Raw genomic sequence first — 20,076 nt, 5'->3', positions numbered from 1 at the left:
GCCATGATGGAGCCATGAACGACACGACCCAGCGCGTGCTGAGCCTGCTCAACCTGCTCCAGTCGCGTCCCGTGTGGACCGGGACGGAGCTCGCCGAGCGGCTCGGCGTGACGACGCGGAGCATCCGCCGGGACGTCGAGCGCCTCCGCGAGCTCGGCTACCCGGTCCGCGCCGAGCACGGCACGGGCGGCGGCTACCAGCTCGGCGCGGGCAAGGCGCTGCCGCCGCTGCTGCTCGACGACGAGGAGGCCGTCGCGGTCGCCGTGAGCCTGCGGCTGGCGGCGGGCGGGACGGTCACGGGCCTCGGCGAGGCGGCCGTCCGCTCGCTCGCGAAGCTCGACCAGGTGCTGCCGGCGCGGCTGCGGGCCGAGGTCAAGGGCGTGATCGAGGCGACCGTGAGCCTCGACAGCCCCGTCACGGCGGTCGACGCCGATGTCCTCGTCGCGCTGGCCCGCGCCATCCGCACCCCCGAGCGGGCGACGTTCGACTACACGAAGGCGTCCGGTGAACGCTCCGAGCGACGCGTCGAGCCGTACCGCCTCGTCGCGGCCGCGCGCCGCTGGTACCTCATGGCCTGGGACCTCGACCGGGGGGACTGGCGCACCTTCCGCCTCGACCGCATGGCCGCCGCCCGCGGCACCGGCTGGCGGTTCACGCCGCGGGAGGCGCCCGACGCCGTCGAGTACGTCCAGGCCTCGATCACCCAGGCGCCCTACCAGTACGTGGCCAAGGTGCGCATCCACGCGCCCGCCCATGAGGTCGCCGAACGCGTGCCCTCGACGATCGCGGTGGTCGAGCCGGACGGCGACCACGCCATCCTCACCGCAGGCGCCGACGACCTCGACTATGTGGCGTACCACGTGGTGCGGCTCGGCTGGCCCGTGAGCGTGATCGAGCCGCCGGAGCTGCGCGAGGCCATGCGGTCTCTGGGCGAGAAGCTCACGGCTGCGGGCGCGTAGGCGCCGGCACGCGGGGTAGGGCACTATGCGTCAGCCCCGTCGGGCGAGGGATCCCGCGCGGATCCCGATCGCTGCGGCGGGGACACGGCTCAGAACAGGGAGAGATTCCATGGCCACTCCGAACGACGACGCCCCCAACCTCGACGACGTCATCACCCCCGAAGAGGACGCCCTGCCGCGCCGGATCTACAAAGGCCACGCAGGCATGCCGGACAAGCTCGACGACGATGCCCTGGCCGCGGCCACCGAGGAGGAACGCGTGGCCGCCGGGCTCGCCGACTATGCCCCGAGCCAGGTGCCGCCCGCAACCGACCCGCTGCCCGAGGGATCGTCCGAGGCCGCGGACCGGGCCCAGCGCGGGCTTGTCGACGAAACCGTGGAAGAGCCCGGCGACTGAAGGGACGGCGGCCTTGAGGCCGGCCCTCAGTTCTCCGGCGCGACGAGCCCGGCGAGGAACGCCGGGAACCGCCACCCGGCGAAGAACCCGAGCGCCTCGATCCACGAGGCCTCGTCCGCCGGGCCCGCCGACGGGCCGAACATCGTGACCGATTCGACGAACACGGCGAGCCGGTCCGCGACCCCGGTGAGCCGCAAGGCCGCGGCGGCCAGGTCGCCGTCGCCCGCCCGGCCTGCGCGCACCGCTTCGGCGAGATGCAGGCGGCAGGGGGCGGCGGCGTCGTGCGCCGGCGAAGAAGGCCCGTCGCCGAGGCACGCCGAGCACGCGAGCTCGGCCCAGGCGTCCGCGGTGAGGGAACACCAGCGCCGGCTGTGGCGGAGCGGGTTGGCCTCGGCTGCGAGGGCAGCGCTGTTGGAGTTCGCGTAGCCGATGGCGAACCCCTCCTTGGGCGGGGAGTCGAGCTGGGTGCAGATCAGGCAGCGGCGGGCCGGAACCAGGACCGCGTCCGGTCGGCGCCCCCAGCCGCGCGGCTGGGCGAGCCGACGGCCCAGCCCACGCGCCAAGTCCTCGTAGAGCACGCTCACATCGAAGGGGACATGGCCCGCGCGGTCGCCCACGCCTGCCTCCCACAGCTCGATCTCGACCACGGCATAGCCCCACGTGTGGCGGGGGCAGAAGCCCAGCGACTCGCGCATCCAGGCCCGCATCGACGGGATCTGGATGGCGCCGTGCACGAACGACCACAGGAGCCGGACCTCCTCCGTGGTCAGGCGCAGGGGAGCGGCCGGGAGCAGGACCTGAGCTGTCCGGATTGCCATGGCGCCTCCTCGCTGATTGTCGCACGGCGTGCTGACAGGCGTCAGTGCCGCACCCCTCGCCGCACAGGCCCGGTGACGCTAGCGTGGCCCCATGAGCGATCAGCCTGCAGACCTGACCGAGCCAGCCAACGGCAGGCACACCACGAACGGGACGCCCCACGGTTCAACCTCCCTGACGCCGTTCATCGTGGTTGACGGAGCCGCCGCCGCGATCGAGTTCTACGAGACGGTCTTCCGCGCGAAGGCCCTCTCCCGGACCGAGTTCCCCGGTCCGGACGGGACGACGATCGTCGCGCACGCCGTCCTCGACTTCGGCAACGGCCGCCTCGAGCTCGGCGACCCGAACCCGGAGTACCACCTCGTGCCCCCGCCCGCCGGCGACGACGACTGCTTCTCCCTCGCGGTCTACGTCCCCGACGTGGACGCCGCCGTGGAGCGCGCCGTGGTCGCCGGGGCCACCGTTCGCGAGCCCGCGGCCGTCTTCGTCTCGGGGGACCGCTTCGCGAGCATCCGCGACCCCTTCGGCATCCGCTGGTCCGTGATGACCCGCGTCGAGGACCTCTCCGACGAGGAGGTCAAGGCCCGCGTCGACGCGTGGGCCGCGACGATGGGCGGCTGAGGCTGGTCCGGCCGCTTCGGCAGGGCGGAGTGCATGGGGTGACTTCGGCGGCACAGGGGGTGACTTCGGCGGCACAGGGGATGACTTCGGCGTCAGAGCTCGGCGAAGGCGCCCGCTGCGCCTCCCCGGCCGGTCGCGAGCACCACGACGAGCGCTTCCGACGCCACCGGGTTCCCTCCGACGGCCGGCGGCACCTCTGCTGCCGGAACGACGACTGAGGCCGACCACGAGCCGCCGTCCCGGCTAACGGCGACCGGCGCGCCGTCGACCGTCACGGCCAGCTCTTCCGCCCCCTCGACCGCTCCGGACAGGGTGAGCCGCCGCGCGCCGTCGTGCGCGGGGCTGCCCAGATGCGCCTCGAGCGTGACGGCGGGCGGGGCGCCCGACGCGGGCCGGCGCCGGGGGATGGCGTCGGCGGCCAGCGCGGGGGCGTGGGCCGGGACGGGCCGGGCGGGCGAGGCGGCCTCGAAGGCGGCGCCGTAGGCCAGAAGCTCGGCATCGCCGTAGGCGGCGCCGGCGAAGGTCAGGCCCACCGGCATGCCGATGTCTGCCATGACACCCATCGGCACCGTGACCGACGGGATGCCGAGGTGCCGCAGCGCGTAGTTGCCGTTGGAGAAGAACACCCCGTTCGCCCAGGCGCGGTCGGCCGCAGCAGGCTCGAGGTCCGCGGACGCGGGGGCGACGTCCGCCGCCGCCGGGAACACGACGGCGTCGAGGCCGCAGGCCACAAGCCAGTCCTCGAAGAGCTCCTTGCGCAGCCGCTCGAGCGCCCGGAGCGCGTCTGCGAAGCCCGGCAGCTCCGCCGGCCGGCTCAGGCCCGCCCGCGCCAGCGCGACCACCGAGCGGTACCTGTCCGCGTAGTCCGCGACCTCCTCGTACCGGTCCGGCAGCGACCCCGGCGGTATCGGGAAGATGAGGTCCGGGTCCACCTCGGCCAGCGAGGAGCAGTTCGGGTCGCCGTTGGCGCGGAGGAAGTCGTCCCAGCCGTAGGCGAGGATCTCGTTGAACTCGCGCTCCATCCAGGCCTCGGGGAGCACGCCCAGACGGGCGAGTTCCTCGCCGCCGGGCGTTCGTCCCTCGTACTGCTCGATGAGAGGGAAGTCGACCTCGACCACCTCCGCGCCCAGCGCGGCGAGGCGCTCGCGGGCCGCCTCCCAGAGCGCAAGCACCGAGGGCCGCACCTGGATCAGGAACTCCGGATCCCGGCCCAGATACATGCGCGGGATGCCGAGGCGCTTCCCGCGCAGGGCGTCCGGGTCAGCCAGGGCGCGGTAGTCCTCGGGCCGGTGCTCGCTGGGCGCCGGGAGCCGGATGACGCTCTGCTCCCGCCAGAAGTCGCCGCGGGCCTCGGGGTCATCGGCGACGATGACGTCGAGGACCGCGAGCAGGTCGGCCATCGTGCGCGTGTGCGGCACCACGACGTCCCGCGTGGGGAACAGCGGCCAGTTCCCGCGGATCGAGATGATCCCGCGCGAGGGCGTGTACGCGCAGAGGGCGTTGTTCGACGCGGGGCTCCGGCCGGAGGACACGGTCTCCTCGCCCATCCCGAACACGGCGAGGTTCGCCGCCGTCGCCACTCCCGAGCCGTTCGAGGAGCCCGAGGCGTAGGCCGCGGCGAGGTACTCGGGGTTGTAGGGGCTCTCGGCCCGCCCGTACAGCCCGCGCTGCATCCCGCCGTCAGCCATGGGCGGCATGGTGGTCCTGCCCACGAGGACGGCTCCGGCCGCACGCAGGCGCTGGACGGTGAAGGCGTCTCGCCGCGCAACGAGCTTCGCGAACGCCGGGGACCCGGAGGCCACCGTGAGGCCCTCGACCATATAGGAGTCCTTGACGGTGAAAGGGACCCCCTCGAGGGGCCCCGCCGACCCCTCGCGCCGCCGTCTGTCCGACGCGGCGGCTTCCTCGAGTGCGCCCGGGTTGAGCACGGGGACGGCGTTGAGGCGCGGGCCTGAGCGGTCGAGGGCGCCGATGCGGGAGAGGCAGCGGGCTGTCAGCTCGACGCTCGTGGTGCGCCCGGCCGCGAGGGCTTCGAGGACGGCGTCGATGGAGGCCTCGAGGAGGCGGAACGGGCCGTCGGTGGCAGTCATGGGTGCTCCTTCGCAGAACCTGGGACTGCGAACAGTGTACTGACTGAATTTTCAGTTAAGCTAGAGCCGACGGAGGTGGTTGGGATGGTCCGGGAGAAGTCGGAGGACGCGAGGGAGAGGATCCTCGCTGCCTGCAGCCGGTGCATCGCGCGCACCGGCGTGCGCGGGCTGCGCATCCAGGAAGTCGCGAAGGAAGCCGGCGTCTCGACCGGCCTGCTGTACTACCATTTCGGGGACCGCGACGGGCTGCTCCGCGCGGCCCTCGACTTCGTCAACGCGAGCGCCGCCGCGCGGGCCGAGGATGCTTCGATCCGCTCCCCACAGGCCCGGCTCCGCGCGCTCCTGCACTCGGAGTTCGGCGACGAGGACGGTGTGCGCGAAGGCTCCACGGCATGGAATGAGCTGCGGGCGAGCGCGGTCTTCGACTCCGCTCAGGCCGAGGCCATCACCGCCTCGACACGGTCATGGCAGGAGTCGGTCGCCCTGCTCGTGGCCGAGGCGCGCGACGCTCACGACGCCGGGCAGCCGCCTCGCGCGCAGGACGTGTCCGTCGCGCCCGGGTCGCCAGACGAGGCCGCGCTCGTGCTGACCGCGCTCGTCGAGGGCCTCTCGGGGCGCTGGCTCACGGGACAGCTCGACGTCGTGGCCGCGCGGAAGGCGGTGGACGTTGCGCTTGCCGCGCTGGGCCTGTTCCGCGGTGCTGACGTGAGCCGGCCCTGAACCGGCCGCGACTGCGCCGGGCTACGGCTCGAACCGCACCGGGTCCCAGTCCAGGACGTGCGGCTCGGCGAGGCCTTCGGTGACGAAGGGGTCCCCGGCGACGAACCGCTCGGCGTCCTGCCGGGAGGTGAAGAGGCCCATCGATGAGGCCGTCGGGTCCGGGGTCAGGAAGGGCCCGAGCGCCACGAGCCCACCGCCGTCGGCACTGAAGGACTGGTAGTACGCCTGGTGCCGCGGGTACACCTCGAGGATGCGGGCCCGGTCGACTCCTTCGCGGACCCTGTACAGCACAACGGATTCCATGGCGGGATCTTAGCCCTCGCCGGGCGTCCGGCGGCCGGCTCCGCGCGGGTCAGCTCATGCTGCCCGCCGGTGCTGGGACGACTCCCTGTCGTCCGTCTTGCCGGAGCCGTTCGAACCGTCGGAACCTGCCTCTTCGTCCTGCTGCTCGCGCAACCACGCAAGCAGGTGTTCGTGGACGACGGCGCGCCGCTTCACTGTCCTCATCCTTCCTGTCGTGCCCCTCGGGGCGGTGTTGAATACTGTTTCCCGCTGGGCCGGCGCTCAATCACGCTAGATCGCGTTCCACCCGTTGTCCGAGGCCAGGACGACCCCCATTGATGTTCGTCGCGTCCCCGCTCAGCAGGAACGTGATGCTCGCTGCGAGTTCGTCGGCCTGGGCCGCCGGCGGGAGCACCACACCGAAGAGCGGCGCGATGGTCTCCTTCGCGAGCTCCGAGTCCATCGGCGCCTCGATGTGGGTGATCGTGGCACCGGGGGCGACTGCATTGACCCGGATGCCCTTGCGCCCGTACATGAACGCTGCGCTCTTCGTCAGGCCGTTCACCGCGTGCTTCGACGCAGTGTAGGCCGCACCTGCCGCCGAGCCGCGCAGCCCCGCCTCGGACGACACGTTGACGATGGAGCCGTACCCGGCCTCGAGCATGAGGGGCAGCACGGCACGCGAGAGGCGCACGACCGAGGTGACGTTGACCGCCATGACCCGCTCCCAGATCTCGTCCGGGAGCTCGTGCAGCCCGTGGAAGTGGTCCATGATCCCCGCGACGTTGGCGAGCCCGTCGACCCTGCCGCCGGCCGCGGCGACGACCGCCTGCACGGCGTCCTCCGTGCTGATGTCCCCGGCGACCGGGACCAGGCCGAGGCCAGGGTTCTCGGCGACCAGCTCCCCGAGGCGCTCCCGGCGCACGTCGCTTGCGATGACACGCCCGCCCTCTCTGGCGACCCTCAGCGCCGTCGCGCGCCCGATGCCCGAGCCCGCGCCGGTGACGATGACCGTCTGGCCGTGGAAGCGGCCCGGGGTGACGACTTCCTGCCATGCGGACACGCTGGCGCCTCCTACTCGGGCAGTGCGGGCGCGGCCGGGAAGTCGAACTCGGTGCGCGCGTAGCGGTTGAAGTAGTTGTTGAACAGGTTGCCCATGATGTGGGCGAAGGCCTCGGCGAGGTCGTCCTCGGTCCAGCCGGCGTCCAGGGCCGCCTGCCAGACCCCGTCGGAGACGTCACCGGTGTTGGCCGATGCGTCGCGGACGAGCTCGGTCATCGCCGAGAGCTTCGGGTCCCACGTGACCTTCCCGGCCCGGATCGCGATCATCTCCTCGTCCGTCCACCCCGCCCGCCGGCCCGATCTGGTGTGGGACGCCTCGCAGTACTCGCAGCCGTTCTGGTTGGCCATCGCGAGGGCGATCGCCTCGCGGGTCTTCGCGTCGAACGTGCCGTGGTCCTTGAGAGCCTGGTTCTTGCCGAGGTAGATGCCGAAGACGGCCTGGTTGTGGGCCAGTTCCCCGAGCATGTGGCTCAGGCGGCCCACGCTGCCGGCGATCTGGGCGACCGCTTCGCGGGCCTCGGAGGGGACGTCTTCACGGGTGTGGACTCGGATGCGCGCCATGGGATCAGGGTTGCACCGGGCCGCGCTGCCCAACAGGGCCGAACGGCTCGCGTTCGGCCGTCGTCCCGGTGGAGCCCGGGGGGCTGTCAGCAGGAGGCGACGGCCTCGCAGGGGTCGGCGCCCGGGTCGGCGGCGTGGACCGCCCGCGCGAGGCGGGCCAGCAGCGCGCGGAGGGCGGCGCCGTCGTCCGCGGGGAAACCCGCCAGGAGCGCCGCCTCGGCAGCCGCGACCCGCTCCTCGAGCCGCGCGAGCTGTGCCCGGCCCTCGCCGGTGGCCACGACCTTGCGGGCGCGGCGGTCACCGGCCGCGGGGATCCGCTCGATGAGGCCGGCGTCGGCCAGCCCGTCGAGCAGGTAGGTGAGGACGGTCCGGTCGATCGCGAGGTGGGCGCCGAGGGCCTGCTGGTTCGGCAGGTCGTGGTGGACCACGGCCGAGAGGATCTGGAACCCGCGCACGCCGCCCGGCGCATCGCCGATCGCCGACTCGAAGCGCGCCTGGTACCCGCGCAGGACCATCGCGAGGTTCCACCCGAGCTCGCCGGGAACCGTGGACAGGTCGGGGGCGGTGGCGCGCATGTGATCCATCATACCGGCAGGAATGTTGCGGCCTAGATCTTCTGTTGAAAAGATCATCTGCAGTTCAACGTACATCGGAGGCGGCATCAGCATGGGGCAGCGCATCAGGACCATCGGCATCCTGGGGGCCGGGCGCGTGGGGACGGCCCTGGCGCGGGAAGCCCTCAAGGCCGGGTACGAGGTTCGGATCGCTACCGCCAAGCCGGTCGAGGAGATCGAGCTCATCGTCCAGGTCATCACGCCGGGCGCCCTCGCCGTGACTGCCGCCGATGCCGCGGCGTCCGACCTCGTGGTCCTCGCCCTGCCCCTGCACAGGTACCGGACGCTCGACTCCGCCGCGCTCGCGGGCCGGGTCGTCGTGGACGCGATGAACTACTGGGAGCCCACCGACGGCGCCATGCCCGAGATGCACGCGGGGCGCGGCACGTCCGAGGTGGTCCAGGACTTCCTCGCCGGCTCGTCGGTGGTCAAGACCCTCAACCACATCGGCTACCACGACCTCGAGTCGGACGGCCGCCCCGCCGGCGCCCCGGATCGCAGGGCGCTCGCCGTCGCCGGTGACGACGAGTCCGCGCGCGCCGTCGTCCTCGGGTTCGTCGAGGCGCTCGGGTACGACGCCGTCGACGCCGGCCCCCTCGCCGCCGGGCGCGCCTTCGAGCCGGGCACCGAGATCTTCGCCGGCGCGCACGACGCCGCCGGGCTGGGTGAGGCGCTCGGCCGTGCGGCCGCCGGTGCCACCGCCCGGGCAGCGGTGTAGCCCTTCACTGCTGCGGACGGGGCCGCGCACAATGGCAGGATGACGACTTCGGAGGCCGGTGACGCACCCCGTCCGGTGACTGCGCCGGCGACAGTGGACACGGGCGCGCTGACCACAGCCATCGTCGCCGCCGGAGCCTCGTTCTTCGCCCAGCCCGGGGACTGGACGTTCCTCTCGGTGGTCCTCGGGGCCGCCTTCCTGCTGATCCTCCTGGCCTACCACCGGCCCCAGCGGGACGCCGGGACTGTCCAAGGCGTCTTCGTGCGCGCAGCATTCGCCGGGACGGTGGCACTCTCGCTCTGCATCATCGCGGGACTCCCGCTTCAGCTCGCGGCCGAGAAGGCCGGCATGGCCAACGAGGCGCACGCGGCGGCCGACGCCGTGACGGAGTGGGTCAGCTGGGCCTGGCTGCCGGTCACGGCTGTGGTCTTCTGGCTTGAGCCGCGGATCGCGCGGGCGCTCGAATCGACCCGCCCTGAACGGGACGACAGCGCCTAGTCAGTCCTCCACATGGGCTGCGCGGAACTCGGGCGGGACCGCTTCCTGGAGGACCCAGCGGTTTCCGTCGGGATCAGCAAAGTAGGCGAACTGGACGCCGCCAAGGTTCTGGATTTCGCTGATCTCCGCACCGCGCCCGCGGAGCTCCGCGCGAACTGTGGCGAGGTCCGGCACCACGAGCTGGAGGCCTTCGAGGCTGCCGGGGGCCATGCTGGTCATCCCTGTGCCGATGACGATCGACGTGGGCGAGCCCGGCGGCGTCAGCTGCACGACCCGCATGCCCGGAATGTGCTCCACGTCGTGGTCCACGATGAAGCCCAGCGTCTCCATGTAGAAGGACTTCGACGCCTCGACGTCCGCCACGGGCACCTGCACTACTTCGAGTCGCATCTCCACGGCCACACGCTACCCCGCGAGGCCGGCGACGGCGACCACCATCGGCCGGCCCTGGCCGGGCTCGGGCTCCATGTCGACGAGCGCGAGCTGGGTCAGGCGCAGCGGATCACCCTCGGACGCGGCCCCGCGCCTGGTGGCCGTGATGTGCGGCCGGAAGCCGTTGCCCGCGTAGTCCGGCCTGCGGAAGGTCGGGACGTGGATGTCGAGCTCGTCGATGAAGACGCTGTGCAGGGCCCGGAGCGCGGGCGAGTCGACGAGGGCAACCGGGGTGTCGTGCTTCGGGCCGAAGAGCTCCGGCGCTCCCGCGGACGCCTCGATCGGCGCGGTGCGCGCCGCGACGGCGGCCATGCTGTCCGCGAGCTGCGCCGCGGCCGCCCAGGTCGAGAAGACCGGCATGACCGTGATGTGCAGCGGCCAGTCGCGCACCGCGTAGCGCTCGCCGACGGCCATGGGCGTCAGGGGCAGGACGATCGCGAAGCGGTGCACGCATCGATCGTAGGCGCCTCTAGTCTGGCCCTATGACCACACAGACTCCCTCCGCTCCGGTGCGGGTCGCCGTCCACGGCGAGCCGCTTCCCTTCCTCACCCGTGCGATCGAGGCGGGCGGAGGCGCCGTCGTCGGGCTCGACGGGGATCCCGAGGTCCTCGTCCTGGACCACGGCAACCCCAAGCACGAGCTCAAGGCGGTCCTCGACGCGACCCCGTCCGTACGCTGGGTCCAGCTTCCCTCCGCCGGGATCGAGGCCTACGCGGACGCCCTCACCGCGCACCCCGAGAAGGTGTGGACGAGCGCGAAGGGCGCCTACGCCAAGCCTGTCGCCGAGCACGCCCTCGCGCTCACCCTCGCTCTCCTGCGCGAGCTGCCCGCGCGCATCCGCGCCCGCTCCTGGGCGCCCGCGACCGGCACGTCGCTGCACGGGCTCCGCGCCGTCGTGATCGGCGCCGGCGGGGTGGGCCTGGAGATCCTGCGGCTCTTCCGGGCCTTCGACGTCGAGGTCGACGTCGTGCGGCGCACCGCGGCCCCCGTGCCCGGCGCCAGGAGCACGACCACAGCGGACCGCCTCGCCGACCTCCTGCCCGAGGCCGACGTCGTGGTGGTCGCCGCCGCGCTCACGTCCGGGACGTCGAAGCTCATCGGCGCGGACGAGCTGGCCGGCATGAAGCCGACCGCGATCCTGGTGAACATCGCCCGCGGAGGGCTCGTGGACACCGACGCCGTCGTCGAGGCCCTGCGCGCCGGCACGATCGCGGGGGCGGCCCTGGACGTCACAGACCCCGAGCCGCTCCCGGACGGCCACCCGCTCTGGGACGAGCCGCACGCCATCATCACCCCGCACGCCGCGGACACCATCGAGATGATCCGGCCGCTCCTCGGGGAGCGCGTCGCCGAGAACGTCCGCCGGTTCGCCGAGGGCCGGGAGCTGGAGGGGCTTGTGGACGCCGCCGCGGGGTACTGACGCCCGCGCCGCACCGGCCGCGGCCGGCGAGGATCAGCCGAAAGGTGGAGGCCGGCGTCGTGGGTCGCCTGCGAGGATGGAAGGGTGACTTCCCTGAATACGGACCGGGCCACCGGCGCCGGCATCGCCGCTACGCCTCGATCCCTCTACCGCGCCCTGGCCCTCGCCGAGATGGCGACCTGGACCCTGCTCATCCTCGGCATGGTCCTGAAGTACGCGCTGAAGGTGGGGGACTGGCCGGTCCAGGTCGCAGGGATGGTCCATGGGGTTGTCTTCGTCTCCTATGCGGTGACGGCGGCCCTCGTCGGCGTGAACCAGCACTGGCCCCTGGGCCGGATCGTCGGCGCGGTCGCGACCGCGGTCGTGCCGTATGCGACATACCCGTTCGACCGCTGGCTCGAACGCCGTGGCCACCTCGAGGGTGGGTGGCGCCGCGAGCGCACGGATGACCCCCGCGACAGCTCGTGGGCCAGCGGCGTCCTGCGTGCCCTGCTCGCCCACCCGGTCGCGCTCGCGGCAGGGCTGGCTGTGGCGGTCGCGGCGATCGTGGCGGTGCTGCTGTTCCTCGGCCCTCCGACCCAGTGGGGCCGGTGACGCGCCTGGGCGTGCAGATCTACATCATTCGCGCGCCCATTCGGCTCGAAACGGGCCCGTTGCGCCGTGAGTTGTGCAGATTGTGACAGCGTGGACCTAGTGGGCGTGCTGGGAGCCCGTCCCAGCGCCTGCTGACCCAGCCGCACCCGCGGCTGCGGCGGGCGCGCTCCCGTCGGCCACGACGAACTGCCCCATCATCCCCTGGTCCTCGTGCGTGAGCAGGTGGCAGTGGAACATGTAGGGGTACTGGGAGTCGGCATACCTCGGCATGCGGAACGCGAGCCGGTTCCGCTCGCGCGGCATCAGCGGGATGGTGTCCTTCCAGCCCGCGCGCTCGGGGGGCGGCGCCGCGCCGTCGATGTCCAGCAGCCGGAACTGCACCCCATGGATGTGCAGGTTGTGCTGGAACGCGTTGACGTTGTCCACGTACCAGACCTCGGCGCCGCCGGGCGCGGCGGTGAAGTCGATCCTGTTCATGTCCATGGTCTTGCCGTTGATCTGACGGCCGCTGAACGTGAAGGACCGGGACGTCGCGACGCGGGTGTCCGGCGGCGCGGCCAGCTCGGCGAGCGCCGCGGGCAGCGCGGCCGACGGCGTCAGGGTTGTCGCGGCGTCCAGGCGCACGACGTCGAACTCGCGCCCGCCGCCGAACGCGTCCGCGGGGTTCACCCGCCCCAGGTCCGGCGCGAACGACTTCAGCATGACGGACTCGCCGGGCGCCATCTCGACGACGATCTCGGCCCGCTCCGCGGGGGAGAGCTGCACGGCGTCGAGCTCGAGCGGCGCGGCGAGCAGGCCGCCGTCGGACGCGACCATGTGGAACCGGCGGTGGTCCGCGAAGCCGAACCGGAACCAGCGGCCCGCGCTCGCGTTGAGGATGCGCAGCCGCACGCGCTGGGTGGTGACGGGCAGGACGGCGCCGAGGACCCCGTTGGCGGCGATCGAGTTGCCCAGGGTGCCGATCGAGTTGCCGGACGGGTCGAAGGTGATCCTGCCGCTCGAGTCGAGGCGGCGGTCCTGGACGATGAGCGGGATGTCGTCCACCCCGTACTCGTGGGGGAGGGTCGCTGCGCCCCACGAGGGCGGCGCCGCCTCGTCGACGAGGAAGAGCCCCGCGAGCCCGAGGCCCACCTGCTTCTCGGTGTTCCCGTGCGGGTGCGGGTGGTACCAGAGCGTCGCGGCGGGCTGGTCGAACGTCCACTCGGGGGACGCCGTGGCACCTGCGGCGATCATGGCGTGCGGTCCGCCGTCGGCCGCGGCCGGCAGCTGGACGCCGTGGAAGTGGACCGTGGTCTCCTCGGTGAGCCGGTTCTCGACGACGACGCGGACCTTCTCGCCCCGTGACGCCCGCAGCGTGGGGCCGAGGTAGGCGCCGTTGTAGCCCATGGTGTCGGCCGCCTTGCCGGCGACGAACTCGTGGGTGCCCGCCTGTGGCGCCAGATGGAACGTCCTCACGGGGGACCCACCCGCAGAGTCGACCGTGCCGGCGTCGAGCGGCGGGACCGGCAGCTTCGCGCCGAACTCGACCTTCGGGACGTCCTCTGGGGCGGCGCAGGCTGCCAGGGACGGGGCGAGGGGAGCGAGCACGACTGCGGCCGCGGAGGCGCGCAGGAAGTGGCGGCGGGAAAGGGGCACGCCTTCTAGGGTAGGCCGCGTGAGCGGACGGCTACATTGGGCCTTATGGCATCTGATCTGGACGAGACCCCCGAGTCGCCCATCGTCGGGGAGGCCGCGACCGTCGTCGTGCTCCGCGACGGTACGGCGGGAGTCGAGGTCCTGCTCCTCGAGCGGCCCCATTCCGGCTCGTTCGCGGGTGCCTGGGTCTTCCCGGGCGGGAAGGTGGACCCCGAGGACGGCGACGGCGAGGCCGGGCTGCGCCGGGCGGCCGTGCGCGAGACCCTCGAGGAGACCGGGCTCGTGCTCGAGCCGACTGGGCTCGTCCCGCTCTCCCACTGGATTCCGCCGATCGGGGCGCCGAAGCGGCTGCGCACCTGGTTCTTCCTCGCGGGCCATCCGGGTGGGGACGTGGTGCTCAACCCCGGCGAGCACGTGGGGTGCGAGTGGATGACGCCGGAGGCGGCGCTCGAGCGGCACGGCGCCGGCGGTGTCGTGCTCGTCCCGCCCACCTGGCTGACGCTGCACAGGCTCCTCGGGGCTCGAGGCGTCGACGAGGCGCTGGCGCGGGCCGGCGGCGACGGCTTCGAACGGTACTTCAGCCATCCCCTGCGCGGGGACGACGGCGTGCGCGCGGTCATGTGGTCCGGCGACGCCCAGTACGAGGACGCCTCGGCGGTAGGGGAGGCCCGTCACCGGCTGTGGATCGACGTCCTGCCCTGGCGTTACGAACGCAGTAAAGTGTGAATGACTCTTTTCAAGTATGACCTGCGCCACTAGTCTCATTTCGTGTCCCGGCGCCACCGGGGCGGAGGTAGGGCCGGAAGCGTCGCGCACCCGCGCTTCCGGCGGGACGAAAGGCAGATCATGCACCGATCCATCCGCAGGTCCGCGCTGTGCGCGGGCCTGGCCGCGGGCATCGCGCTCGCCGGCACCCTCCCGGCCATCGCAGCGCCCTCGGGCACGACGGCGGGGACGTCGCCGACCGCTCTGCCCAGTGCGGCCCAGGCCGGGAGCCAGAACTACCTTGTGCTCTACAAGTCCGGCGGCAGGGCCGCTGGCAAGTCCCTTGCCGCCATCGCCAAGGCCGGGGGAACGCTCGTGCAGGACTACAGCGCCATCGGCGTCGCTGTGGTGCGCTCGGCGGCGTCGGACTTCTCGTCCAAGCTCCGAGCTGCGGATCCGAGCGTCGACGCGGCGTCCTCGACCGCGTCGTTCGGCGTGGCGCTCAAGGGCGACGCCGACTCCGCGGCCGCCGCCGACCCCATCAAGCCGCCGACGCCGGCGCCCGGAGCAGACACCCTCTCCGGGCTCCAGTGGGACATGGACCAGATGAAGGCGCCGGAGGCGCGGGCCATCAGCGGCGGCAGCACGTCCGTGGTGGTCGGCGACATCGACACGGGCCTCGACTGGAGCCACCCGGACCTCGCACCCAACGTGGACTTCTCCAAGAGCGTCTCGTGCGTCGACGGGATCCAGAACACCGACCCCTCGGCCTGGATGGACGACAACGGCCATGGCACCCACACGGCCGGGACGATCGCGGCCGCGAAGAACGGCGTCGGGATCGTCGGGGTGGCCCCGAACGTCAAGCTTGCCGGGATCAAGGCCGGGAACGCGGAGGGCTTCTTCTTCCCCGAGGCCGTGGTGTGCTCCTTCATGTGGGCCGCCGAGAACGGCATCCAGGTGACGAACAACAGCTACTTCGTGGACCCGTGGCTCTACAACTGCAAGAACGATCCCGACCAGCGGGCGATCTGGGAGGCCGAGCGGCGCGCCATCAGGTATGCGCAGTCCAAGGGGACCACCGTCGTGGCTGCCGCAGGGAACGAGTCGGACGACCTCTCCCATCCCGTCTACGACCAGACGAGCCCTGACAACACCACCCCGGTCACCCGTGACATCACCAATGCGTGCGCGGTCGTGCCAACGGAGATCCCTGGAGTCGTGGCGGTCTCGGCGACAGGCAACAAGGGTCTGAAGTCGTTCTACTCGAGCTACGGCCTCGGAGTCGTCGACGTGGCGGCGCCGGGTGGCGACTCGCGGCAGGTCACGGCGTCGGCAGTGAATGGCCGTGTCCTCTCGACCTACCCCTCCGCGCTCATGAACGCGTGCCTGCGCAAGGTTGTCGATGCGTCGGGCGCGACTTACTGCTACCTCCAGGGCACGTCCATGGCTTCGCCGCATGTGGCCGGCCTCGCCGCTCTCATCGTGAGCTCGGGGGTCACGAGCCCCGGCGCGGTCGCGGCCCGGATCGCCAACACCGCGGATGCCACCGCGTGCCCAACCGACATGTCCCTCTATGCCGGCGTGCCCGGGAACAACAGTGAGCAGCCGCAGACCTGCACCGGCGGGACCGGCAACAACTCCTTCTATGGCAAGGGCCAGGTGAACGCCCTGGCCGCGATCGGCGGCTAGCCCCACCAAACGACTGCTCCGTACGTGTCCTTTTGGGGGCCCGGAACGACACTTACGGAGCAGTCGATGGGGCGGGTCAGCCGCGGCGGGCCTCCACGGCCGCCCGGATGACCGGCGCCAGCCGCGAAACTCCCTCGCGGATCTGCTCTGGCGTCACCCCGGAGAAGGCGAGCCGGAGCTTGCTGCTGGTGCCGTCCGACGGCGTGAACGCGGCGCCCGGGATGAACACGACCCCAGCCTCGATCGCCTGGTACAGCAGCGGATACGTGTCGATCCCCTCGGGCAGGGTGACCCACACGAAGAAGCCGCCGTCCGGCGTCGTCCAGGTCGCCTCGGCGGGGAAATGCTCGGCCAGCGCCCCGAGCATAGCCGAGCACCGCTCGGCGTAGGTGGCCCGGGATTCCGCGAGGTAGCCTCGCCAGTCGAAGGTCCTGAAGAACTCGGTCACGATGAGCTGGTTGAGCGTGGACGGGCACAGGACCACGGCCTCGGCGGCGAGGTAGAAGCGGCGGTACAGGTGCCGGGGCACGAGCGCCCAGCCGAGCCGCACTCCTGGGGAGAAGATCTTCGAGAACGAGCCGCAGTAGATGACGTCGTCCGGGTTGTCGGCGCGCAGCGGCGGGAGAGGGTGCCCGTCGAACCGCAGCATGCCGTAGGGGTTGTCCTCGAGGACCAGGATGTTGTGAGCGCTGCAGATGTCCACGATCCGCTGCCGCCGCTCTGCCGCAAGCGTGATCCCGGACGGGTTGTTGAAGCTCGGTATCGTGTAGAGGAGCTTGACGCGCTTGCCCTCCGCCTCGAGCTCGGCGATGCGCGATTCGAGGTGCTCGGGGATGAGCCCGTCGTCGTCCATGAAGACCGGCTCGACCTGCACCTGGTAGGCCTCGAACGTGTTGAGCGCGCCGACATAGGTGGGGTCCTCGACGAGCACCACATCGCCCGGGTTGCAGAAGACCTTCGCCGCGATGTCCTGCGCGGACTGGGATCCCGTGGTCACGACGACGTCCTCCGCCGAAGCGCCCACGATCCCCTCCTCGGCCATGATCTCGCAGATGAGCTCGCGCAGCGCCAAGGTCCCCTTTCCGCCGCCGTAGTGCAGCGCCTCCACGCCGTGCTCCACGATTACTCGCGAGGCCGTCTCCGCGACGAGCTCGAGCGGCAGCTTCGAAAGGCTCGGGGAACCGCCGGCCAGCGAGACGAGCCCGGGCTGGATCGAGATGTCGAAGACGTCCCGCACGGCGGACTGCTTGATGTTGTAGGCGCGCTCCGAGAAGAGGGCCTCGTGCCGGTGGCTCGCCTGCGCACGTTCAAGGGCTGTCTGGGTCTCGGCGGTCAGCTCGTCCCCGAGCTCCGCAGGCCGCGAGGCGGCGATGTCCTGTGAAGTCACACACACATCCTAGCCCGCATGTTGTCGAATATGCACCTCTTGTTGTCTAGTTGAGCTTTTTCACGCGCGCACGACGGCGGCGACGCACCCGAGCGTGGGGCGTCGCCGCGGTGGGTGGCTGGCGTCAGCGTCAGTGGCGTCCGGTGATGTCCCGCGCAGCGTCCTTGATGTGCTCGCCAGCCTGCTTGAGCCCGGCCTTGGCCTGTTCCGCCTGTCCCTCGGCTTCCAGGTCCGGATTGTCGGTTGTCCTGCCGACGTTCTCCTTGACCTTGCCGGTGACTTCGGTGGCCTTGTTCTGGATCTTGTCTCCGAGGCCCATGGCTTCTCCTTTCCCTCTGATCTGAGCTTCCCACTCACGGTGCGACGACGGCGATACGACAACGGCGGCACACCCGGGGGGAGGGTGCGCCGCCGTAGTCATTCGCGCTTTCCTGGTCGAGCCCAGCGGCGATCAGGCCAGTCGCGGTCTTGTTGCGGTCAGGCGTGATGACGACGACGCGTGACCATCCCGTAGATTGCCAGGACGATGATCGAGCCGACGATCGCCACCAGCCACGTCTGGATGCTCCAGAACTCCTGGAGGCCGATCCCGAAGACCGCGCTTCCAATCCAGCCGCCCAAGATGGCGCCGACGACACCGAGAAGCATCGTGATGAGGATGCCGCCGCCCTGCCGGCCCGGCATGATGGCCTTCGCGATGGCTCCGGCGATCAGCCCGAGGATGAGGAATGCGAGAATGCCCAAGGTGTTGCTCCTTCTCGTGAAGTCCTGACGTCAGTGAAGCGACAGATCAGTGGCCTGTCACGTCCTTCGCAGCGTCCTTGATGTGCTCGCCGGCCTGCTTGACCCCGGCCTTGCCCTGGTCAGCCTTGCCCTCGGCCTCAAGATCCCTGTTGTCGGTGGCGTCTCCGACGCCTTCCTTGGCCTTGCCCTTGAGCTCTTCGGCCTTGTTCTCGAACTTGTCTCCCAGACCCATAGCCGTTTCTCCTCCCTGAACGAGGGGCAATCTGCCCCTCCTTGGGTTGTGCAGCCCGAGGTTTCTGGAGCACCCCGGCGCTCAGACCTGTGTTTCCCGAACGCTGGCTGAGCCAAACAAACGTTGTTGCAGGATGAGCTGCAGGATGGCGGCCCAGTGTGTGGTGGATCCCCCACGGGGAAAGAAGGAGGCATGAAGCCTCTCACGATGGATACGACGGCAGCTGCCGTCTCAGTCAGCCCCGAGGCCGACAGCACGGTCACGGTCAGCACGGCGGCGGCCGGGAACGCGGCCTCCATCCCGCCGGAGCCGCAGCCGCCCAGCCAGCCTCCCGAGCCCGGGCCTGAGCCTGGAGGTCCCGAGCCCGGGCCGAGCACCTTCCCGCCCATCGATCCCGACGCGGAGCCCATCCCGCAGCCGGGCCAGCCCTCACCCGGGGGTCCCGTGCCGGGGCAGCCGCCAGGCGCTCCACAGCCCCCGGGCCGCGAGCCGGGCCTCGACCCCTTCGGCACGCAGACTGGATCCGGCCGGCTGAGCGGGCCGCCGGCCGATCAGCCCAGCGACAGGGACCGCGGACCGGAGAGGGATCCGGACCGCGACCCGATCGAACGTCCGGCTGTTCCGGGCGGCGGGGAGCCCGACGCCCCCGACGGGCCGCCGCGGGACCCTGACTCGCCCCAGCCTGGCGCGCCCGAGGACCCCTATGCCCCGGTGGCGCTCCCGCCCGACTCGAAGGATCCGCTGCATCCTGACGGCGAGAAGCCCTGAGGCGATTCCCCAGGCTCCTGAGCGCGAATTGCCCAAGGGCGAGGAAGGGGCTGGGACCGGCGAACCGGCTCCGGCCCCTTCCTCGGTTTCTGGCGCGGACCCCTCCTGGACCCCTGCTCGGCCAGAGAAGCACGACTGCTCGGCCAGAGAAGCACGACGCCGGTGGAGCCTCCAGCTACCGCCCGACGTCGTGCATCTGCGCCTGGTCCCGAGAGACCCGTTCGGCCCAGTCGGGCCGATGGAGATCGATGAGGATACGCGCCAGTCCTCGTGCCCGGGTCGCCGCCAGCCGGTCGCCTTCGATGGCAGCGACCATGGCGCCCTTGGTCAGGATGTGGAATGACCAGGCGAATCCCTCGGGGTCGTCGAGCCCGGCGGCCTCCGCGAGGGCGGCAAGCCGCCTGCGGATGGCTGCGAGGTGTCCCATCGCGGCCCGGCCCAGTGGGTGCTCGGGTCCCATCTCGATCATGACGTGGAGGAACGTGTTGACCTCCGCGGCGCCGCGGCTGAACCAGTCGTCCAGGACGTTGAAGGCCGCCAGCAGCGCGTCATCAGGTGTGTGGCTGCGTGCGATCGCGTCTTCGATCGCGTCGTGCCGGGTTCGGTACCAGCGGTCCATGTAGGCGAGGACCAAGGCTTCTTTCGATGGAAAATGCCGGTAGAAAGTAGCTTTCGCCACGCCCGAGCGCGCGATGATCTCGTCGACACCCACGTCCCTCACGCCCCGCCTGGCGAAGAGCTCGTAGGACGTCTCCAGGATCCGTTCGCGAGCCGCGGGGCGCTGAGCCACTTGTGCCCGGCCGTGATCTCGACCGTCCATGCGATCCATAGTAGCACTCTAGACAGACAGGTCTGTCTACTTGTATAACTCTTCCTAGCGGGACAGACAGGTCTGTCTCGTTTGGACGGAACTGGACAGAACCGGCCAGGACCCCGGGGCCCGGGAACGGGCAGGGGGCCGGGCCGGCCGGAAGGACCGGGACGCCGCGTGTGCGGCGGCAAGGAGGATGGCGCTGTGAGTGAGTCGAAGGCTCGTCTGAAGGTGTTGGCCGGCGGCCGCGGGGATGCCCCGCGCGGGGCCGGGGCGGCCCAGGAGGCCCCGCAGGAGGCCCCGCAGGAGGCCCCGCG

The 20,076-nt window shown here is 71.5% G+C and carries 25 protein-coding genes and 1 pseudogene; 11 read left to right on the top strand and 15 right to left on the bottom strand.

The window, feature by feature from the left end:
• Window positions 1-14 precede the first annotated feature (14 nt).
• Window positions 15-959: a YafY family protein gene (locus CGQ25_RS15260; RefSeq protein ID WP_208710698.1), complete on the top strand. Its 945-nt coding sequence runs from the start codon at window positions 15-17 to the stop codon at window positions 957-959.
• Between the two features lie 109 nt (window positions 960-1,068).
• The gene (locus tag CGQ25_RS15255; RefSeq protein WP_208710697.1) at window positions 1,069-1,356 is read left to right on the top strand and encodes a hypothetical protein; all 288 of its coding nucleotides are present in this window, start codon (window positions 1,069-1,071) and stop codon (window positions 1,354-1,356) included.
• 26 nt (window positions 1,357-1,382) lie between these two features.
• Here CGQ25_RS15255 and CGQ25_RS15250 read toward each other — a convergent pair whose 3' ends face one another.
• On the bottom strand, window positions 1,383-2,174 hold the full coding sequence (locus CGQ25_RS15250; RefSeq protein WP_208710696.1) for a hypothetical protein: 792 nt from the start codon (window positions 2,172-2,174) through the stop codon (window positions 1,383-1,385).
• A gap of 91 nt (window positions 2,175-2,265) precedes the next feature.
• Here CGQ25_RS15250 and CGQ25_RS15245 point away from each other — a divergent pair, with 91 nt between their 5' ends.
• The gene (locus CGQ25_RS15245; protein WP_208710695.1) at window positions 2,266-2,793 is read left to right on the top strand and encodes a glyoxalase/bleomycin resistance/extradiol dioxygenase family protein; all 528 of its coding nucleotides are present in this window, start codon (window positions 2,266-2,268) and stop codon (window positions 2,791-2,793) included.
• Window positions 2,794-3,209: 416 nt separating this feature from the next.
• Here the strand turns inward: CGQ25_RS15245 and CGQ25_RS15240 are convergent.
• Window positions 3,210-4,883 (bottom strand): annotated as a pseudogene (locus CGQ25_RS15240) (amidase); the annotation flags it as partial.
• 84 nt (window positions 4,884-4,967) lie between these two features.
• On the opposite strand from CGQ25_RS15240, the gene CGQ25_RS15235 reads away from it, so the two are divergent.
• Window positions 4,968-5,603, top strand: coding sequence for a TetR/AcrR family transcriptional regulator (locus tag CGQ25_RS15235; RefSeq protein WP_208710693.1), 636 nt, complete (start codon window positions 4,968-4,970; stop codon window positions 5,601-5,603).
• A 21-nt stretch (window positions 5,604-5,624) separates the two neighbouring features.
• On the opposite strand, the gene CGQ25_RS15230 is transcribed toward CGQ25_RS15235, so the two are convergent.
• From CGQ25_RS15230 to CGQ25_RS15210, 5 genes are all read right to left on the bottom strand, one after another.
• Window positions 5,625-5,906, bottom strand: a complete 282-nt coding sequence (locus CGQ25_RS15230) for a YciI family protein (protein WP_208710692.1) — start codon at window positions 5,904-5,906, stop codon at window positions 5,625-5,627.
• A 54-nt stretch (window positions 5,907-5,960) separates the two neighbouring features.
• Window positions 5,961-6,110, bottom strand: a complete 150-nt coding sequence (locus tag CGQ25_RS15225; protein ID WP_208710691.1) for a hypothetical protein — start codon at window positions 6,108-6,110, stop codon at window positions 5,961-5,963.
• A 61-nt stretch (window positions 6,111-6,171) separates the two neighbouring features.
• On the bottom strand, window positions 6,172-6,948 hold the full coding sequence (locus CGQ25_RS15220; RefSeq protein WP_369802239.1) for an SDR family NAD(P)-dependent oxidoreductase: 777 nt from the start codon (window positions 6,946-6,948) through the stop codon (window positions 6,172-6,174).
• A gap of 11 nt (window positions 6,949-6,959) precedes the next feature.
• The gene (locus CGQ25_RS15215; protein WP_208710690.1) at window positions 6,960-7,508 is read right to left on the bottom strand and encodes a carboxymuconolactone decarboxylase family protein; all 549 of its coding nucleotides are present in this window, start codon (window positions 7,506-7,508) and stop codon (window positions 6,960-6,962) included.
• Between the two features lie 86 nt (window positions 7,509-7,594).
• Window positions 7,595-8,083 carry a MarR family winged helix-turn-helix transcriptional regulator gene (locus tag CGQ25_RS15210; protein WP_255405367.1) on the bottom strand — a complete coding sequence of 163 codons (489 nt, stop codon included), beginning with the start codon at window positions 8,081-8,083 and terminating at the stop codon, window positions 7,595-7,597.
• A 91-nt stretch (window positions 8,084-8,174) separates the two neighbouring features.
• On the opposite strand from CGQ25_RS15210, the gene CGQ25_RS15205 reads away from it, so the two are divergent.
• Window positions 8,175-8,840: an NADPH-dependent F420 reductase gene (locus CGQ25_RS15205; protein ID WP_208710688.1), complete on the top strand. Its 666-nt coding sequence runs from the start codon at window positions 8,175-8,177 to the stop codon at window positions 8,838-8,840.
• Between the two features lie 39 nt (window positions 8,841-8,879).
• Window positions 8,880-9,338, top strand: coding sequence for a hypothetical protein (locus CGQ25_RS15200; RefSeq protein WP_208710687.1), 459 nt, complete (start codon window positions 8,880-8,882; stop codon window positions 9,336-9,338).
• Here CGQ25_RS15200 and CGQ25_RS15195 read toward each other — a convergent pair whose 3' ends face one another.
• Both CGQ25_RS15195 and CGQ25_RS15190 read right to left on the bottom strand, forming a co-directional pair.
• Window positions 9,339-9,734: a VOC family protein gene (locus CGQ25_RS15195; protein ID WP_208710686.1), complete on the bottom strand. Its 396-nt coding sequence runs from the start codon at window positions 9,732-9,734 to the stop codon at window positions 9,339-9,341.
• Between the two features lie 9 nt (window positions 9,735-9,743).
• Entirely contained in the window at window positions 9,744-10,220 is a 477-nt protein-coding gene (locus tag CGQ25_RS15190; RefSeq protein WP_208710685.1) for a 2'-5' RNA ligase family protein, read from the bottom strand.
• Between the two features lie 32 nt (window positions 10,221-10,252).
• Between CGQ25_RS15190 and CGQ25_RS15185 the strand changes: the two genes are divergently transcribed.
• Complete coding sequence (locus tag CGQ25_RS15185) at window positions 10,253-11,191, top strand: NAD(P)-dependent oxidoreductase (protein WP_208710684.1); 939 nt, start codon at window positions 10,253-10,255, stop codon at window positions 11,189-11,191.
• An 84-nt stretch (window positions 11,192-11,275) separates the two neighbouring features.
• Window positions 11,276-11,785 (top strand): DUF3817 domain-containing protein, encoded by a 510-nt coding sequence (locus CGQ25_RS15180; RefSeq protein WP_255405366.1) that lies wholly within the window; start codon window positions 11,276-11,278, stop codon window positions 11,783-11,785.
• Between the two features lie 96 nt (window positions 11,786-11,881).
• On the opposite strand, the gene CGQ25_RS15175 is transcribed toward CGQ25_RS15180, so the two are convergent.
• Complete coding sequence (locus tag CGQ25_RS15175; RefSeq protein WP_222703659.1) at window positions 11,882-13,420, bottom strand: multicopper oxidase family protein; 1,539 nt, start codon at window positions 13,418-13,420, stop codon at window positions 11,882-11,884.
• A gap of 45 nt (window positions 13,421-13,465) precedes the next feature.
• Between CGQ25_RS15175 and CGQ25_RS15170 the strand changes: the two genes are divergently transcribed.
• Both CGQ25_RS15170 and CGQ25_RS15165 read left to right on the top strand, forming a co-directional pair.
• Window positions 13,466-14,146, top strand: a complete 681-nt coding sequence (locus CGQ25_RS15170; RefSeq protein WP_208710682.1) for an NUDIX hydrolase — start codon at window positions 13,466-13,468, stop codon at window positions 14,144-14,146.
• Between the two features lie 120 nt (window positions 14,147-14,266).
• Window positions 14,267-15,817 (top strand): S8 family serine peptidase, encoded by a 1,551-nt coding sequence (locus CGQ25_RS15165; RefSeq protein WP_208710681.1) that lies wholly within the window; start codon window positions 14,267-14,269, stop codon window positions 15,815-15,817.
• 76 nt (window positions 15,818-15,893) lie between these two features.
• On the opposite strand, the gene CGQ25_RS15160 is transcribed toward CGQ25_RS15165, so the two are convergent.
• The 4 genes from CGQ25_RS15160 to CGQ25_RS15145 all read right to left on the bottom strand — a co-directional run bounded on the left by CGQ25_RS15160 (window position 15,894) and on the right by CGQ25_RS15145 (window position 18,180).
• The gene (locus CGQ25_RS15160) at window positions 15,894-17,204 is read right to left on the bottom strand and encodes a PLP-dependent aminotransferase family protein (protein ID WP_369802238.1); all 1,311 of its coding nucleotides are present in this window, start codon (window positions 17,202-17,204) and stop codon (window positions 15,894-15,896) included.
• Between the two features lie 130 nt (window positions 17,205-17,334).
• Window positions 17,335-17,523 (bottom strand): CsbD family protein, encoded by a 189-nt coding sequence (locus CGQ25_RS15155; protein ID WP_208710680.1) that lies wholly within the window; start codon window positions 17,521-17,523, stop codon window positions 17,335-17,337.
• A 158-nt stretch (window positions 17,524-17,681) separates the two neighbouring features.
• Complete coding sequence (locus CGQ25_RS15150) at window positions 17,682-17,948, bottom strand: GlsB/YeaQ/YmgE family stress response membrane protein (RefSeq protein ID WP_208710679.1); 267 nt, start codon at window positions 17,946-17,948, stop codon at window positions 17,682-17,684.
• A 46-nt stretch (window positions 17,949-17,994) separates the two neighbouring features.
• Window positions 17,995-18,180: a CsbD family protein gene (locus CGQ25_RS15145; RefSeq protein WP_208710678.1), complete on the bottom strand. Its 186-nt coding sequence runs from the start codon at window positions 18,178-18,180 to the stop codon at window positions 17,995-17,997.
• A 192-nt stretch (window positions 18,181-18,372) separates the two neighbouring features.
• Here CGQ25_RS15145 and CGQ25_RS15140 point away from each other — a divergent pair, with 192 nt between their 5' ends.
• Complete coding sequence (locus CGQ25_RS15140; protein ID WP_208710677.1) at window positions 18,373-18,948, top strand: hypothetical protein; 576 nt, start codon at window positions 18,373-18,375, stop codon at window positions 18,946-18,948.
• 175 nt (window positions 18,949-19,123) lie between these two features.
• Here CGQ25_RS15140 and CGQ25_RS15135 read toward each other — a convergent pair whose 3' ends face one another.
• Window positions 19,124-19,768 (bottom strand): TetR/AcrR family transcriptional regulator, encoded by a 645-nt coding sequence (locus CGQ25_RS15135; RefSeq protein WP_208710676.1) that lies wholly within the window; start codon window positions 19,766-19,768, stop codon window positions 19,124-19,126.
• Window positions 19,769-20,076 lie beyond the last annotated feature (308 nt).

This window comes from Sinomonas sp. R1AF57 (assembly GCF_002224485.1).
In the GTDB taxonomy this organism is placed as follows: domain Bacteria; phylum Actinomycetota; class Actinomycetes; order Actinomycetales; family Micrococcaceae; genus Sinomonas; species Sinomonas flava.
Note: the sequence above shows the minus strand (reverse complement) of the source record. Positions and strands in the feature narration are given on the sequence as shown.

Excerpts from the sequence above, each read along its gene's own strand:
- CGQ25_RS15260 (WP_208710698.1), top strand. The coding sequence starts at position 15 with ATGAACGACACGACCCAGCGCGTGCTGAGCCTGCTCAACCTGCTCCAG.
- CGQ25_RS15255 (WP_208710697.1), top strand. The coding sequence starts at position 1,069 with ATGGCCACTCCGAACGACGACGCCCCCAACCTCGACGACGTCATCACC.
- CGQ25_RS15250 (WP_208710696.1), bottom strand. The coding sequence starts at position 2,174 with ATGGCAATCCGGACAGCTCAGGTCCTGCTCCCGGCCGCTCCCCTGCGC.
- CGQ25_RS15245 (WP_208710695.1), top strand. The coding sequence starts at position 2,266 with ATGAGCGATCAGCCTGCAGACCTGACCGAGCCAGCCAACGGCAGGCAC.
- CGQ25_RS15235 (WP_208710693.1), top strand. The coding sequence starts at position 4,968 with ATGGTCCGGGAGAAGTCGGAGGACGCGAGGGAGAGGATCCTCGCTGCC.
- CGQ25_RS15230 (WP_208710692.1), bottom strand. The coding sequence starts at position 5,906 with ATGGAATCCGTTGTGCTGTACAGGGTCCGCGAAGGAGTCGACCGGGCC.
- CGQ25_RS15225 (WP_208710691.1), bottom strand. The coding sequence starts at position 6,110 with ATGAGGACAGTGAAGCGGCGCGCCGTCGTCCACGAACACCTGCTTGCG.
- CGQ25_RS15215 (WP_208710690.1), bottom strand. The coding sequence starts at position 7,508 with ATGGCGCGCATCCGAGTCCACACCCGTGAAGACGTCCCCTCCGAGGCC.
- CGQ25_RS15210 (WP_255405367.1), bottom strand. The coding sequence starts at position 8,083 with ATGCGCGCCACCGCCCCCGACCTGTCCACGGTTCCCGGCGAGCTCGGG.
- CGQ25_RS15205 (WP_208710688.1), top strand. The coding sequence starts at position 8,175 with ATGGGGCAGCGCATCAGGACCATCGGCATCCTGGGGGCCGGGCGCGTG.
- CGQ25_RS15200 (WP_208710687.1), top strand. The coding sequence starts at position 8,880 with ATGACGACTTCGGAGGCCGGTGACGCACCCCGTCCGGTGACTGCGCCG.
- CGQ25_RS15185 (WP_208710684.1), top strand. The coding sequence starts at position 10,253 with ATGACCACACAGACTCCCTCCGCTCCGGTGCGGGTCGCCGTCCACGGC.
- CGQ25_RS15170 (WP_208710682.1), top strand. The coding sequence starts at position 13,466 with ATGGCATCTGATCTGGACGAGACCCCCGAGTCGCCCATCGTCGGGGAG.
- CGQ25_RS15165 (WP_208710681.1), top strand. The coding sequence starts at position 14,267 with ATGCACCGATCCATCCGCAGGTCCGCGCTGTGCGCGGGCCTGGCCGCG.
- CGQ25_RS15155 (WP_208710680.1), bottom strand. The coding sequence starts at position 17,523 with ATGGGCCTCGGAGACAAGATCCAGAACAAGGCCACCGAAGTCACCGGC.
- CGQ25_RS15145 (WP_208710678.1), bottom strand. The coding sequence starts at position 18,180 with ATGGGTCTGGGAGACAAGTTCGAGAACAAGGCCGAAGAGCTCAAGGGC.
- CGQ25_RS15140 (WP_208710677.1), top strand. The coding sequence starts at position 18,373 with ATGAAGCCTCTCACGATGGATACGACGGCAGCTGCCGTCTCAGTCAGC.
- CGQ25_RS15135 (WP_208710676.1), bottom strand. The coding sequence starts at position 19,768 with ATGGACGGTCGAGATCACGGCCGGGCACAAGTGGCTCAGCGCCCCGCG.